The organism is Paraburkholderia dipogonis, assembly GCF_046027395.1.
Lineage (GTDB): Bacteria > Pseudomonadota > Gammaproteobacteria > Burkholderiales > Burkholderiaceae > Paraburkholderia > Paraburkholderia dipogonis_A.
On record NZ_JAQQEG010000004.1, the window covers coordinates 88,443 to 103,120 of the forward strand.

12 protein-coding genes are annotated in these 14,678 nt (G+C 63.0%); 7 read left to right on the plus strand and 5 right to left on the minus strand.

Annotation, left to right across the window (positions count from 1 at the left end; all coding sequences use genetic code 11):
- Nucleotides 1–32: 32 nt before the first annotated feature.
- From PQR32_RS05990 to PQR32_RS06005, 4 genes are all read right to left on the minus strand, one after another.
- Entirely contained in the window at nt 33–1,325 is a 1,293-nt protein-coding gene (locus PQR32_RS05990; RefSeq protein WP_408223215.1) for an MFS transporter, read from the minus strand.
- Nucleotides 1,326–1,580: 255 nt separating this feature from the next.
- Nucleotides 1,581–1,892 (minus strand): high-potential iron-sulfur protein, encoded by a 312-nt coding sequence (locus tag PQR32_RS05995; protein ID WP_408223217.1) that lies wholly within the window; start codon nt 1,890–1,892, stop codon nt 1,581–1,583.
- Between the two features lie 249 nt (nt 1,893–2,141).
- Nucleotides 2,142–3,248 carry an NAD(P)/FAD-dependent oxidoreductase gene (locus PQR32_RS06000; RefSeq protein WP_408223219.1) on the minus strand — a complete coding sequence of 369 codons (1,107 nt, stop codon included), beginning with the start codon at nt 3,246–3,248 and terminating at the stop codon, nt 2,142–2,144.
- A gap of 783 nt (nt 3,249–4,031) precedes the next feature.
- Complete coding sequence (locus tag PQR32_RS06005) at nt 4,032–5,009, minus strand: AAA family ATPase (protein WP_408223221.1); 978 nt, start codon at nt 5,007–5,009, stop codon at nt 4,032–4,034.
- 269 nt (nt 5,010–5,278) lie between these two features.
- Between PQR32_RS06005 and PQR32_RS06010 the strand changes: the two genes are divergently transcribed.
- Both PQR32_RS06010 and PQR32_RS06015 read left to right on the plus strand, forming a co-directional pair.
- A complete protein-coding gene (locus PQR32_RS06010) occupies nt 5,279–5,794 on the plus strand; it encodes a hypothetical protein (protein ID WP_408223223.1) in 516 nt (171 codons plus the stop codon).
- Nucleotides 5,795–5,882: 88 nt separating this feature from the next.
- Complete coding sequence (locus tag PQR32_RS06015) at nt 5,883–6,680, plus strand: endonuclease/exonuclease/phosphatase family protein (protein WP_132376358.1); 798 nt, start codon at nt 5,883–5,885, stop codon at nt 6,678–6,680.
- A 24-nt stretch (nt 6,681–6,704) separates the two neighbouring features.
- On the opposite strand, the gene PQR32_RS06020 is transcribed toward PQR32_RS06015, so the two are convergent.
- Nucleotides 6,705–7,685 carry an aldose 1-epimerase gene (locus PQR32_RS06020; protein WP_408223225.1) on the minus strand — a complete coding sequence of 327 codons (981 nt, stop codon included), beginning with the start codon at nt 7,683–7,685 and terminating at the stop codon, nt 6,705–6,707.
- 309 nt (nt 7,686–7,994) lie between these two features.
- On the opposite strand from PQR32_RS06020, the gene PQR32_RS06025 reads away from it, so the two are divergent.
- The 5 genes from PQR32_RS06025 (at nt 7,995) to PQR32_RS06045 (ending at nt 14,240) form a co-directional block, all read left to right on the plus strand.
- Nucleotides 7,995–9,077 (plus strand): LacI family DNA-binding transcriptional regulator, encoded by a 1,083-nt coding sequence (locus PQR32_RS06025; protein WP_408223227.1) that lies wholly within the window; start codon nt 7,995–7,997, stop codon nt 9,075–9,077.
- A gap of 113 nt (nt 9,078–9,190) precedes the next feature.
- Nucleotides 9,191–10,210: an ABC transporter substrate-binding protein gene (locus tag PQR32_RS06030; protein WP_012431449.1), complete on the plus strand. Its 1,020-nt coding sequence runs from the start codon at nt 9,191–9,193 to the stop codon at nt 10,208–10,210.
- A 432-nt stretch (nt 10,211–10,642) separates the two neighbouring features.
- Complete coding sequence (locus PQR32_RS06035; protein WP_408223472.1) at nt 10,643–12,217, plus strand: sugar ABC transporter ATP-binding protein; 1,575 nt, start codon at nt 10,643–10,645, stop codon at nt 12,215–12,217.
- Complete coding sequence (locus PQR32_RS06040; protein ID WP_408223229.1) at nt 12,207–13,244, plus strand: ABC transporter permease; 1,038 nt, start codon at nt 12,207–12,209, stop codon at nt 13,242–13,244. The genes PQR32_RS06035 and PQR32_RS06040 overlap by 11 nt, the downstream gene beginning before the upstream one ends.
- Before the next feature lie 36 nt (nt 13,245–13,280).
- Nucleotides 13,281–14,240 (plus strand): ABC transporter permease, encoded by a 960-nt coding sequence (locus PQR32_RS06045; RefSeq protein ID WP_408223231.1) that lies wholly within the window; start codon nt 13,281–13,283, stop codon nt 14,238–14,240.
- Nucleotides 14,241–14,678 lie beyond the last annotated feature (438 nt).

The window sequence follows — 14,678 nt, forward strand, 5'->3', positions numbered from 1 at the left end:
GCATCAAAGCCTGACTAAAAACCGGCCGCCGTTCAGGCCGGCTTGCGATGCGCGTCGAGATCCGCGTGGCGCTTGCCCGGAATGCAAGCCACCGCGACGATCGACAGCGCCAGTCCGCCCATCACGTAGTAAGTCGGCGCGAGCGGTGAGCCGGTGGTATTGATGAGCCATGTCACGACGAACGGCCCGAAGCCGCCGAACACCATCACCGCGATGTTGTAGGCAAGCGATAAGCCGGTCGAGCGCACGTTCGCCGGAAACAGCTCCGCGATCAGCGCGCCGAACGGTCCGTAATAGCCGGACAGCGTGATCGATAGCAACGCCTGCACGAGAATCAGTTTCGACACGCTCGGCTCCGCCGCGAGCCACGCGAACAGCGGATAGATGATCACGAGCGTGATCACCAGCGACCACAGCGACAGCCCCTTGCGCCCGATCCTGTCCGACCATGCGCCGGTCAATGGCGACAGCACCGTCAACAGCAGATTGCCGACGATCACCGCGTAAAAGGATTGCGCGTAGGGCAGTTTCAGTTGATTGACCGCGAAGGTCGGCAGATAGCTGATCAGCACGTAGATCGTCACCGTGAGCGCGACCACCGAGCCGAGTCCGCAGAGCACGTCGCGGGTGTGAGTTCTGAAAACCTCGCCGAGCGTCGCGCGCCGCGCAGTTTTTTGCGCGAGCAGAAACGCTTCCGAATCCGCGAGATGCCGGCGGATATAAAAACCGATCGGGCCGATGATCAAACCCAGAATGAAGGGCACGCGCCAGCCCCAGGATTTCAGCGCCTCGGGCGACAGTCCGCGGGTGATCAATGCGCCCACCACCGCGCCGAGCAGCAGCGCCGCCGCCTGGCTCGCCATCTGCCAACTGCCGTAGAAGCCGCGCTTCGAAAACGGCGCTGCTTCAATCAGCAACGCCGTCGAACTGCCGAACTCCCCGCCGGCGGAAAAGCCTTGCAGCGAACGTCCAACTACGATCATCAACGGCGCGCCGATGCCGATCGCCGAATACGGCGGCGCGATCGCCAGCAGCAGAATGCCGAGCGTCATCAGCGCGATGACGAGCGACAACGCCGCTTTACGCCCCGCGCGATCCGCGTAGAGTCCGAGTACGATGCCGCCGATCGGCCGCATGACGAAAGCAACGCCAAACGTCGCGGTGGCGAGGAGCAACGACGAATAGTCGCTGCCGGCCGGGAAGAACAACTGTGCGATCACCACCGTCAGAAAACCGAACACGGTGAAGTCGTACCACTCGAGTGCATTGCCGATCACGGCCGCGACGACGGCTCGCGTATGAAGGCTCCTTGACGCTGGTTTCATTCGAATCTCCAGCCTGCCAAAAGTATCCTGTGGTGCGTCGTTTTAGTGCAATGCCGTGTTAGCGCGAGCGAGAAAAAAGAGCGCGAGCCGTAGAGGTCGCCTTGGAGTGTAAAGAGCGCATCAGCGGTTTTCAAGCAGCAAAAAGGCGTCTGCCGCGCGGGGTGGCAGACGCCTGAATGACTGGACCTCGAATTCGCACCGCGATGTTGCGGCGCGTTTCGCGCAACACTGAGTGCGTGTGCGGCCGATGGGTAATCAGGCCTTCTTGTTATATGCGCTGCACCAACCCTTGCTCGCGACCTGCTTGCCGGCGAACATCGGGCAGCCGGCGTAGGCGTCGGTCGGCTTGCCTTGGTAGAAGCTACAGTTGCCGCAGTCCTGGCCTGGTGCGTACTTGGCGAATTTCGCCTTGTCGACTTTCGTGGCGTCTTCCTTATAGCCGAGGGCCTGCGCGGTCGGATCGCTTTCGGCGACTTTCGGCGCGTCGGCGAATGCCTGGCGCGACAGCGCAAAGGTGGACGCCACACCAATGCTGGTGATCAAAAACGTACGACGGGAAGGTTTCATGGGGACTCACTCCATTTATATTGAACTGATCGCCGTTCTAGTGACAGCGGTCCCCAAGGATAGCAATGAAGGCGTCGCGCGTGACGGTCCAAATGATAGAGATAACCGAATTGGTACGACCGCGCGGCTGAATGTCGCGCGAAATGCGAATCGATCGCAGGCGAGGTGAGCACTCGCGGTGAAACGCGCGATGCGCGATGTGCGAACCGCGCGCGAGTCGAGCGCTGGCAGTGACACCGTTGGCGCGAATCACGCGCGTCCGCTCAACTCGCACACGCGCTGCGCGATCGCGAGCGACGCCGTCAATCCCGGCGACTCGATACCGAACAGATTGACGAGTCCACGCACACCATGCGCCGCCGGACCTTGAATCACGAAGTCGGCAGCAGGTTCGCCGGGACCGGAAAGCTTCGGACGAATCCCCGCATACGCGGGCTGCAATGCATCGTCCGGAAGCGCGGGCCAATAGGCGCGAATCGCCGCATAAAACGATTCCGCGCGACGCGGATCGACGTCGTAATTGATCGCATCGACCCATTCGACATCGGGACCGAAACGCGTTTGGCCGCCGAGGTCGATGGTCAGATGCACGCCGAGGCCTGCTTCGTTCGGCATCGGATAAATCAGGCGGCTGAATGGCGCGCGCCCCGAGATGCTGAAGTAGTTGCCGCGTGCGAGATAGAGCGGCGGCACATGTCGCGCGTCGAGTCCGCGGATCTTGCGCGCCAGTGCGTTCGCCTGCAAACCGGCGCTGTTGATCACGCACGCTGCGCTGATCGTGGTCGGCGCGCCACCGCCCACGTTGATGATGAAGCGGCCATTGCTCGCTTCGATCGCTTTGACCGGCGCGTGAAACGCACACACCGCGCCGTCGCGTTCGGCGTCACCCTGCAGCGCCAGCATGAACTGATGACTATCGACGATGCCCGTCTGCGGCGAGAACACCGCTTCGACACATTCGAGCGCGGGTTCGAGCGCTTGCGCCTGGTCGCCGGTGATTCGCATGAGGTCGAGCACACCGTTGTCGCGGCCTTTGGCCATGATGCTTTCGAGCTGGGGAATCTGGTTGCGCGAAGTGGCCACCAGCAATTTGCCGCAGCGTGAATGCGGCACGTTGCGCTCGACGCAGTAGTCGTAGAGCATCTCGCGGCCGCGCACGCAAAGCGCGGCTTTGAGCGAGCCACGCGGATAGTAGATGCCCGCGTGAATCACCTCGCTGTTGCGCGAGCTGGTGCCCACGCCGATTGCTTCGGCCCCTTCCAGCACGATGACGTCGCGGCCTCGCGCCGCCAGTGCGCGCGCCACCGCGAGACCGATCACGCCGGCGCCGATCACTACACATTCGATTTGGTCCATGTCCCTTGACGCGGCCAACGTCGCCGCGCGCTACCTCGTTCACCCGATCAAGATGAAGACAGGGTGCGGCTGTCGCGTGCCGTACACCGCTCGCTGCCGAACGCACCTGTCCATTCGCAACCGCTACGTGAAATTGTACGACGCCGTACAGACACAAATGCCCGCAGTCGGCAATGACTGCGGGCATGCGGTCTTGAGCGGGTCTCAAACGTAGCGGCCAGACTTAATTAGTGTACGCCGTCGAGGGTCGCAGCGCTCGCTTCTTCGCGCGGCTGGTGAATGTGATACGCGGCTCGACCGAGCCGGCGTGTTTGCGGGACGATCGGCGCTTAATCCTGCGTGCTGTTGACGCCTGGACGCGCAGCTTCCGCCACATGGGGCCTTTGCGCGCGACTTACGTCGCTCGGTTGCGTGGCTGTGGCGACCTCGGGACGAGACGACGCCGCCGTTCCGTAGCCGTTCGCGAAGGCCGGTGCCGCAAGAGTGGAGGAGAACAGTAAAGCGAGGGAAGCCGTTCGCATGATCGTCGTTTCCAATAGTCGTTGAATTTGAGGTTCCGTGCATTGCGGAGTGACGTCTGGCGTATCGCCCAAATGTCATCTCGTTGGAGACCAAGTCTATTCCTTGACTATCGAAAAGCCAGATCGATTGGCGACAACTTAACATCTCATTAATAGCAACAATTGCCATGACATTCACTGCGGTTCAGGCACAAATTCCCGGCTTTGGCCATAAAAAAAGCCGCCTGGCGGCGGCTTTTCCGCGAAAAAGTGGCAAAAATGCTCAAAAACCGATGGGTTTTCGCCGGTTTCCGTGGTCCAGGCGAATGTCGCCGGCCTCGACATGATCCCGTCCGTCGATTCGCGCTGCGCCGAAGCCGTTGAGAATCGCCCGGCGCATTTCACGCGGTGAAGCGCGCATCAGCGCGTCAAGCGCGGCGTCGCCGAGCACCTCGGGAAAGCGCAGTCCCCAGTTGTGCGCGCAACGGATCTCGTCGTAGATCGCCTGCGCGATGCGGCGCGCGCCGTCCCGATCCGGCGGCGGGATCTCGTACACGTTCATGCGGTTCAGGATCGGTTCGGGAATCGAGCGTTCGTCGTTCGCCGTCGCGATCCAGATCACGTGGCCGGCATTGATCGGAATCTCGGCGAATTCGTCGATGAAAGTCTGCGCCGTGTCATGCTCCAGCAGCGCATACAACGCGCCGAGCGGATCGTATTGCGAATCGCCAGTGGCCTTGTCGATTTCGTCGACGGCGATCACCGGGTTCGCGTAGCTGCCGTTCACGACCGCATCGAACACCTTGCCTGGCTTCGCGTTCTTCCATTGCGACGAGGCGCCCGACAGAATCCACCCCGCCGTCAGCGAACTCATCGCCACGTATTGATACGCGGTGCCGAGCAGGCGCGCCAACTGCTTGGCGAAGTGAGTCTTGCCGATGCCAGGATCGCCGAGCAGGAGGATCGGCATCAGTTCCAGCCGATCTTCTGTTTCGAGACACAAGGCGACCTGCTTGCGAATGTCGTCGAGTGGCGCGGAAAAGTTGGGCAGCGCGTCGATCAGATCGTCAATCGACGGCATGCGGTTCGGCTTGACGCAAAAGCGCAGATTGCCGGTTTTCAGCATCTTTTCGTATGTCGCGCGCAGTGCCTCGTTCGCGCCTTCACCGAGATCGTTCAGCGCGGTCTCGACCTGATCGAGGTCGTACACCCTGCTGAAAGACGCCACGGCGATTTCCTGTTTGACCATTGCTGTTGTCATCGCTCACCCCGTCTGGCTGGTCTTGCTGCTGCGGCTCCTTGTATGGCGCCGTTTCAGGTCCAGTGTATCGAGGACATATTCGCGTGCAAGCCAGCAGTCGTGCCGCTCTGCTGCTAACGGCGGGTTGTTTTTGGCGATTCCCAGCCTTATCTGAAATGGATTGTTGCTGAACCCGGCCCCGTTTGAAGTGTCAGAAAGGCGTTGCGCCCATCAGGGGTAAGATGGCCCTCTGACTACGCTGCCGGATCCCGTGACCGGAGACTTCTTCTATGTGGAAAACCAGTATCGCGGCCGTATTGCTCGGCACCTCGTTGGTTGCAAATGCACAACAAAGCGCACAACAACGGCCGGCGCAGCAGGTCGTGCAATGGCAGTTGCAAGTCATGCGCGACGGCCAGCAAATCGACGCATTCGACGGCACCACCACCGTCGGCCAGGCGCGCACGGACACGCATCACAAGATCGTGCAACATAACGTCGGCTGCAAGGATCAGCCCGCCGGCAGTATCGATCTGGCACGCACGCTGACCGTCTCGCCGCTGCAGGCGGATGCAAGCAGCGTCACACTGTCGATCGAAGCGCAGGAAACGTTTGACGAAGACGCCGCGCGGCAAACCGACACCGGCTGTAAGCTGCCGCCGCAACCGCGTCAGGTGAGCGCGAGTCATCCGGGTCTGAAGGTGGCGACGGGGCAATGGGCCACCTGGACGATCGTCGACAAGGACCCGAACCTGGTCTATCGCGTGCGTGCGAGTCTCGCGGACAGCGCCAACACGGCAAACTGATCACACTGATGCAACGAACACGCAAGAAAACACGCAAACAACGCGCGACTAACCGACGCCCCCAACCAGAACACGTGGACAACGCGGCATGCGAAACCCCGAAGAATTGATCCGCGAGAGCGTAGCGCCCAAGGATTTCATTGCGGTGAGCTGGAACCTGCATAAAGGCCGCACACCGCTCGGCTTTCAGGCCTGGCAGGCCATGCAACGCTGGGTGCAATCGACCCACGCGGACGCCTATTTTTTGCAGGAAGCGATGGCGCGGCGCATGCCGTCGCCGGTATTGGCGAGCAGTTTCGGCGCGCCGCTCTCCGATCCGTTGAGCGACGTCTGGCATTGTCAGGCCACTGAAATCGCGCGCGCACTCGAACTCGAAATCGCGCTCGGACCGAACGTCTTCAAACCGTCGTGGCGGCATGGCAATGCGATCCTGTCGCCGCATCCGCTCGATCTCGGCGGACGCTGGGATATCTCCGCGCATCGCTTCGAAAAGCGCGGTTTGCTGGTGGCGCGAGCCACCTTCGGTGGCCACTCGGTCACGCTGCTGTGCGCGCATCTTGCGCTCACGCGTTCGGCCCGCTTGCGTCAGATGAACTGGATCGCGCACTGGATCGCGAAGGAAGCGCCTGAAGGTCCGCTCGTGCTGGCAGGCGACTTCAACGACTGGCGCAACGATTCCGTGCCGCTGTTCGGCGAGCATGGTTTGCAGGAAGTGGCCACGCTGCTCGGCGAGTCTGGCCGAACCTTTCCGGCTTTCTCACCCGCACTCGCGCTCGACAAGATGTTCGTCCGTGGCATGAAGCCGATCGAATGGATCCAGCCGACGCAGGAAACCGCGTGGCTCTCGGATCACTTGCCGTATATGGCTCGCTTGCGGGTCGAATAGAGACAATCCTTCAGGCGCCGCACGTTAGTCCTTGTACGGCGTCCATTTCAACATCGCGGCGATCTCCTCGCCCGGCTGCAACACGCAGCCGCCCACCTGCTCACGCATGCCGGCCGCGTTGAAGCAATCGGTGGTGTTCGTCACCGGTTCCACGCACAGTTGCGCGTCGTTGGCCGGCGCGAATACCACCATGTGGTCGAACGGCGCGTCGGCTGTCATCGTCAGTCGACGGTGTTCGTCGGGCCACGCAATGGTCGCCTCGCGCGACCAGTTCGCGAAGTTGTTGTCGAGATCGAAAGCGTCCGGCGACATGCCTTCGCGCAACGCGTTCACAGCGGGATGCGGGCCGAGATGCGTCGGCAACACGTCGGCGTCGGCGTGCCACATGGCCTCCACCTCGGCGTACACGCGAGTTTGCGCAGTGCGCGGATAGTACGGGTGATGCCCCATGCCGAACGGCATCGGCTGCCCGGCCAGGTTTTGCGCTGACAGGGTGATGCGTAATGCGCCGCCGCTCAACTCGATACGCTGCCGCGCGCGATAGCGAAATGGCCAGTCGCCGGGTATGCGCGAATCCGGTTCATGTTCGAAGTGCAGTTCCACCGAGCTTTCCGTGCGCGCCCCGACTTGCCAAGGATGCCGCCACGCGTTCCCATGCAGCGCGTGGGCGAAGCGCACGTCGTTTCCGGTGAGATCGATGGTGCGGCCGTCGAAGTCGAAACGCGCGTCGCGAATCCGGTTGCAGTAGGGCAACAGCGGAAAGCTCGCCATGCGCAGCGGATCGCGCTCAGCGAAGGCCGCCGGCGCGGCCGGCCGCAGCCAGTGCAGCGGGCCGTCCGGCGTCGTTTCGTAAAAAGCCGCCAGCGCGCCGCCCACTTCGGGCGCGATCACGGCACGCAGCGCGCCGGCCGAGAGCGTGACGACCGTGGCCACGACCGCGGGATCGTCGAGCCACATGAGTCCGGTCGCGGACGGCCGGATCGAATTCAAGGAAACGTCGCGCATGGTCAGGAAAGGCGGGGTCTCAGGCGGATGGCGGCATGAACGCGCATTGATGTCTCCTATGTCATGCCGCGCACTGCGCGCAGCCGGCGGACTGTCGAAATCCGCGCGACCGAGAATCGCACGCCAAAGCGCAGTCGTCAATATTATTAGTAATAAATTTGCCGGCTGAGCTCGCGCAAGCAGCGATGAAGCTCTCCCAAATGACGGGTTACCGCGCGTTGCCGCGCGCATATTATTAGTGGTACCGTCAAGCACCAAGATGCCCACGGCATGCCCCAGCTTTAGCGCCGCTGCAGCGCGGCCCGCACAATGAAAAAATCGACTCAACGCCGTCCGACCATGACCGACATCGCCAAGCTCACTGGCGTGTCGCAATCGACTGTCTCGCTAGTGCTGAACAACGCGACCGGCGCGAAGTTCTCGGAGACTACGCGCAACAAGGTGCTGAAAGCCGCGCACGACCTCGGCTACCGGCTGTCGCTGCGCGAGCCGGTGTCGGCCTCGCCCGACGAACGCAATCTGATCGTCTATCTCGCCGACGAGATTTCCACCAGTCCGCATCCGGTCGTGAACATCGACGGCGCGCGCGATGCGGCCTACGCCAGCGGCAAGATGCTGGCGGTCTATTCGACGCACGGCAACGCCGACATCGAGAAGCAGGTGCTCGACACCACGCTGTCGAATCCGCATGTGTTCGGCGTGATCTACGCGACCGTCTATACGCGCAAGGTGACGCCGCCGGCGGCGCTGTCGCAGGTGCCGACCGTGCTGTTGAACTGCTATACAGGCGAAGGCGGGTTTTCGTCGGTGGTGCCCGCCGAAGTGGCCGGCGGCCATCTGGCGACCGACTGTCTGCTGCAAGCCGGGCATCGGCGGATCGGCTATATCAACGGCGAACCCTGGCAGGATGCTTCGAAAGATCGTCTCAAAGGCTACCGCACCGCACTCGCGACCGCCGACCTGCCCTACGCGCCGGAACTGGTGCGCGACGGCGACTGGAGTTCGGGCCTCGGCTTCGAACTGACGCTTTCGCTGATGCGCGAAGCCAATCCGCCGACCGCGATTTTCTGCGCCAACGACCTTACCGCCATCGGCGCCATCGAAGCGTTGAAGCAACTCGGCCTGCGCGTGCCCGAAGACGTCTCGGTGCTCGGCTACGACGACCAGGAAATCGCCCGCCACACGCATCCGCCGCTCTCGACCGTCGTGCTGCCGAACTACGAATTGGGACGCTGGGCCGTCGAGACCTTGCTGCAGGAAGAGCACAACCGTGCCGCCGGTGCACCGGTACGACATCGCATGGTGAAGCTCGACGGTCCGCTGGTCGAACGCGGTTCGGTCAGGGTAATTACCGAGGCAAAAAAGCCAATAATTAATATTATTAGTGATTGACCGATAATAATTTTGGATGGAATAATCGGCACGTCCGGTAGAGCAGATCAACGCCGGCCGGCAGGAGAAATTAAAAGCAAATACACCTACCTCACCAGGTACTGGAGGAAGACATGGCGTCGCTCAACACGCAGTCGCGCAGACACGTGCGCAAGCAGCAGATTCGTCCGCTGGCGGGTTCGCTGCTGGCTCTGGCAATCGGTTTTGGCGTCGCCACCGCGCACGCCGACGACGCGCTGCCGAAGTTGGCCAGCAAGACTCCGCTGAAGGTCGGCTTCGCGCAAACCGAAAGCAACAATCCGTGGCGTCTGGCGGAAACCAAGAGCTTCAAGGACATCGCCGCGAAGTGCGGCTGGCAGTTGGTCATGACCGACGCCAACAGTTCGAACTCCAAGCAGGTATCGGACATCCAGAACATGATCGCGCAGCACGTCGATCTGCTGGTGTTCCCGCCGCGTGAAGAAAAGCCGCTTGCACCGGTCGTGCTGCAAGCTAAAAAGGCCGGCATTCCGGTGATCCTGGTCGACCGCGACGTCGATCAATCGGTCGCCAAGGCGGGCCGCGACTACATCACCTTCATCGGCTCGGACTTCATCGATCAGGGCCATCGCGCCGCTGACTGGCTCGTCAAGGCGACGGGCGGCAAGGCGAAGATCATCGAACTCGAAGGCACCACCGGCGCGTCGGCCGCGAACGATCGCAAGAAGGGCTTCGACGAAATCATCGCGAAGAATCCGGGCATGACGATCATCGCGTCGCAAAGCGGCGACTTCGCGCGCGACAAGGGCCGCCAGGTCATGGAAACGCTCTTGCAGGCGCATCCGGATGTGACTGCCGTCTACGCGCACAACGACGAAATGGCGCTCGGCGCGATCGCCGCGATCAAGGCCGCCGGCAAGCAGCCGGGCAAGGACATCCAGATCGTCACGATCGACGGCACCAAGGGCGGCATGGACGCGATCGCGGCCGGCGAACTCGGCGCGAGCGTGCAGTCGAGCCCGTTCTTCGGCCCGCTCGCCTGCGACGTCGCACAGCGTTACGCGAAGGGCGAAAAGATCCCGACGTGGGTCAAGGTGTCCGACAAGTTCTACGACAAGAGCAACGTGCAGCAGAACATGCAGTACGGCTATTGATAGCGAAGCGGCGCTGTACGCGCAGTTTTGAAGTTTGAGCGTTGTGCCGTAGCGGAGCGTCCACGCGCTCCGGCGGCGCCCCGAAGGAAGTCCCCTGCCCCGAAGCAAGTCCTGTTAGATGCATCGGGATCAGGGGGTTGCCTCGCAGGACGTCCCCGCCCCGAATCTGTCTCCTCGGGGGGCGGGCGACGGGAAGGGTTCGGAGCGACGCGTTCGTGGCAGCACGAACCGTCGCTTCGCTTTTATGCGGCGTAACATGGTTCGACGACACTGCCCGCATCAGAGCCCGAACTAAGAGCCGCACCGGCTCGCACGTGCAAGGCATAGCGCGCACGCGGCAAATAAAGCAGCACACGCATCAGGAGGACACCCGTGACGGAATCCGGCACGCAGACACCACACTCTCCCCTCACCCGTTCGCCGCTGCTCGAGATGCAGGACATCGGCATCAGCTTCGGCGGCGTACCCGCGTTGCACGCCGCCAACCTGAGCGTCGCCGCCGGCGAAGTGCATGCGCTGATCGGCCAGAACGGCGCGGGTAAATCGACCATGATCAAGATCCTGACCGGCGCGTATCGGCGCGGCTCGGGCAGCGTGCGCTTCGAAGGACGCGAAGTCGATTTCCGCACGCCCAAGCAGGCGCGCGAAGCCGGCATCAGCACGATCTATCAGGAGATCAATCTGGTGCCGTTCCGCTCGGTGGCGGAGAACATTTTCCTCGGCCGCGAGCCGCGCCGCTTCGGGTTGATCGACTGGCGCGCGGTGCAGCAACGGGCCGCCGCGCTGCTCGAATCGTTCGGTTTGCAGATCGATGTGAAGAAACCCGTCGGCCGCTATTCGACCGCCATCCAGCAGATGGTGGCGCTCGCGCGCGCCGTGTCGTCGGACGCGAAGATGGTCATCATGGACGAGTCCACTTCATCGCTCGACGAACGCGAAGTGGAGCTGCTGTTCACCGTGGTGCGCAAGCTGCGCGACGACGGCCGCGCGGTGATCTTCGTGTCGCACCGGCTCGACGAACTGTACGCGCTGTGCGACCGCGTCACGGTGATGCGCGACGGCCAGACGGTCGCGCAAAGCACGATGGCGGACATGGACAAACTGCAGCTGGTCACGACGATGCTCGGCCGCACGCTCGCCGCCGTCGTGCAGGACGACGCCGAAGCACGCGAAGCGAACCTCGCGCGACGCGGCAAGCAGATGATCGCGGCCACGCAACTCAGCGCACATCCGAAGGTGAGCGACGTGTCGCTTGAAGTTCACGCCGGGGAAGCAGTCGGTCTCGCGGGCCTGCTCGGCTCGGGCCGCACCGAAACCATGCGTCTGATGTTCGGCGCTGATCCGCTGGAACAAGGCTCGCTGTCGATCGGCGGCGAGAATGTGGCACTGAAGTCGCCGCAGGACGCAATTTCACGCGGTCTCGCGTACCTCACCGAAGACCGCAAGGCCGAAGGCATCGTCCCCGAACTCTCGGTGCGCGACAACCTCACGCTCGTCTGTCTGCGCACGCTGGCGAAGAATGGCGTGGTCGACGTGAAGAAGCAGCAGGCGATTGTCGATCGCTTCATTGCGTCGCTCGGGATCAAGCTGCGCTCCGCCGATCAGCCGATTCGCGAACTGTCGGGCGGCAATCAACAGAAGGTTCTGCTGGCGCGCTGGCTGGCCGCCGAGCCTTCCCTGCTGCTACTCGACGAACCGACGCGCGGCATCGACGTCGGTGCCAAAGCGGATGTGGCGAAAATCGTCCGCGAGTTGCGCGATGCGGGTCTCGCCGTGCTGCTGTCCGCTTCCGAACTGGAGGAGCTGACGGCCGTAGCCGACCGCGCTGTGGTGATTCGCGACGGCCGCACGGTCGCCGAACTGAATGGCGCCGACATGAGCGAGACCGCGATCATGGATGCCATCGCCTACGGCAGCGACGGCCATTCGCAATTGGCCGAAGCCGCGCAAACAGCGAGCGCCGCACACATCGAAGACGCGTTGGAGGGCGACCGTCATGGCGCTTAAGTTGCACACCGAATCGCTGCATACCGAGCCGCGCCTCGGCGAAACCGCCCAGCAGATGACGGCCGCGCCGCCCGCCACCCCGGCAACGACGGTGCGTAAATGGCGCCATCTCGCCATGCAGCGGGAAGTCATCGTGCTACTCGCGATGGTGCTGTTCAACCTGATCTTCACGCCGCACTTCTGGTCGCTGCAAACCTTCAACGTCAACATGACGCAGGTGGTGACGATCGTGATCGTCGGCATCGGCATGACGCTGGTGGTGGCGACGGGGGGCATCGATTTGTCGGTGGGCGCGTCGATGGCGATTTCCGGTGCGCTCGCGCCAATGCTGTTCCTGAACATTGCCGGCCCCGGCGGCATCGCGCTCGCGTTCGTGCTGCCGGTGCTGGCCGCCGCGCTGTGCGGCGTCTTCAACGGCTTGCTGGTGACGAGGCTATCCGTCCAGCCGATTGTCGCGACGCTGGTGCTGTTCATCGCCGGCCGCGGCATCGCGCAAGTGGTCACCGACGGCAGCCTGCAGGCGTTCAACACGCCCGCCTTCCAGTGGATCGCGCTCGGCAAGGTCGCAGGCGTGCCCTTTCAGGTGCTGCTGATGCTGGCGCTGGTCGTCCTGTTCGCGTGGGTCGTGCGCAAGACGCTGTTCGGCCAGTATCTGCTGATCACGGGCGGCAACGAGAAGGCCGCCTATCTATGCGGCGTGCCGACGGCCACCGTGAAGCTGATCGCCTACACGCTCTGTGCGGCGCTCGCGGGACTCGCAGGGCTGATCTCGATCTCCGTGAATTCGTCCTCGGATGCGAACGTGGTCGGGCTCGGCGTCGAACTCGATGCGATCGCGGCGGTCGCTGTCGGCGGTACTGCGCTGACGGGAGGCAAGGCGTATATCGGCGGCACGCTGATCGGCGCGCTAATCATCCAGTTGCTGCGCTACACGCTGCTCGCGCACGGCATTCCCGACGCGGCGGCGTTGGTGGTGAAGGCCGGCATCATCGTCGCGGCGGTGTATGTGCAGCGGCGTTCGCGGTAACTCACGCGCCTCAGAGAAAATTCCGGACTCGAAGCGATGAAAAAGAATCTTCCCATCCTGCTCGCACTGGCCGCGCTCGTCGTATTCGGCCTCGTGCGCTATGAGCATTTCGGCTCGGCGTACAACATCACGTCGTTCTGGCGCTACAACTCGATGTTCGCGCTCATCTCGGTCGGGATGGCGTTCGTGATCATCACAGGCGGCATCGACCTGTCTGTGGGGACGGTGGCCGCGCTGGCGAGCGTCGTCGCCGCGCTGACCAGCGTCTACGGCGGCTGGGTCGCCGTGCTGGCGGGCTGCGCCGCGGGACTCGCGGTCGGCGTGCTGAACGGACTGATCATCACGCGCCTGAAGATTCTGCCGTTCATCGTCACGCTCGCGACGAGCCTCGGCGCGCACGGCGTCGCGCTGCTGCTCGGCAAGAACGATGCGGTGTCGATTGCCGCCGAGTCGAACTTCGGCAACTTCGGTCAAGGCGATCTGTTCGGACTGCCGATTCCGGGCATCGTCGCCGTGGCGGCGGCGGTGGCCGGCTGGCTCGCACTGCGCAGCACGCGCTTCGGCCGGCACTCGCTGGCGATCGGCGGCAGCGAGGAAGCCGCGCGGCTGATGGGTCTGAACGTCGACCGCACTCTCGTGATGGCCTATGCGGTCAGCGGGCTGCTCGCCGGCATGGCGGGCGTGATCCTCGCCGCGCAGTTCGGCGCGGGACAACCCAACGAAGGCGTCGGCTGGGAGCTGTTTGCGATCTCGGCGGTCGTGCTCGGCGGCACGTTGCTTACGGGCGGCGAAGGCTCGATCGCGATGACGATTGCCGGCGTGTTGCTGCTCGGTCTGGTGTTCAACCTGCTGAACTTCGAGAACGGGCTGGGGTTTATCAGCTTGTCGGCGTACTGGCAGTCGGTGATTCGGGGTGTGTTCCTGTTGCTGGTGATCGTGCTGCAGGCCCGTGTGTTGAAGCAGCGCGGGAAAAAGCGGGTCGTGGCTGCGGCGTGATCGGCTGATTCACGCGGCGTGGCTGATCGATACGGCGTGGGTTCGCTGCGGTTGTGGGCTCACTTTTGCCAGCCTCGGAGTAATCAAGACCGAAAACGTATGAAGCCTTATTCCGACTGGGATTTGGGCATCTTGAGCCGCTGCCCATCCGATTTTGTGTACCAACACGCCATGGTCAGAGCGGACCCAACAGGAGCACCGTCGCGCATCCCGCCGCGATGCGTTTCCTCACCATTCGTTACGCTTTTGCCAGTTTTATCAGCAGGGTCAATGCTGCAGCGCATGGCGCGTTTCGGTATCATCCTGAAAATGTTGCCCGCGCGGCGCGCCTACCCGGCGCATGCCGGATAACCGATGGCAGCCGCCCTGCGCGGCGCTCGCCCATCGCCGCACCCCTGCTGAAGCGCGTAGCCGCACCACGCCAACGTATTCCGCGGC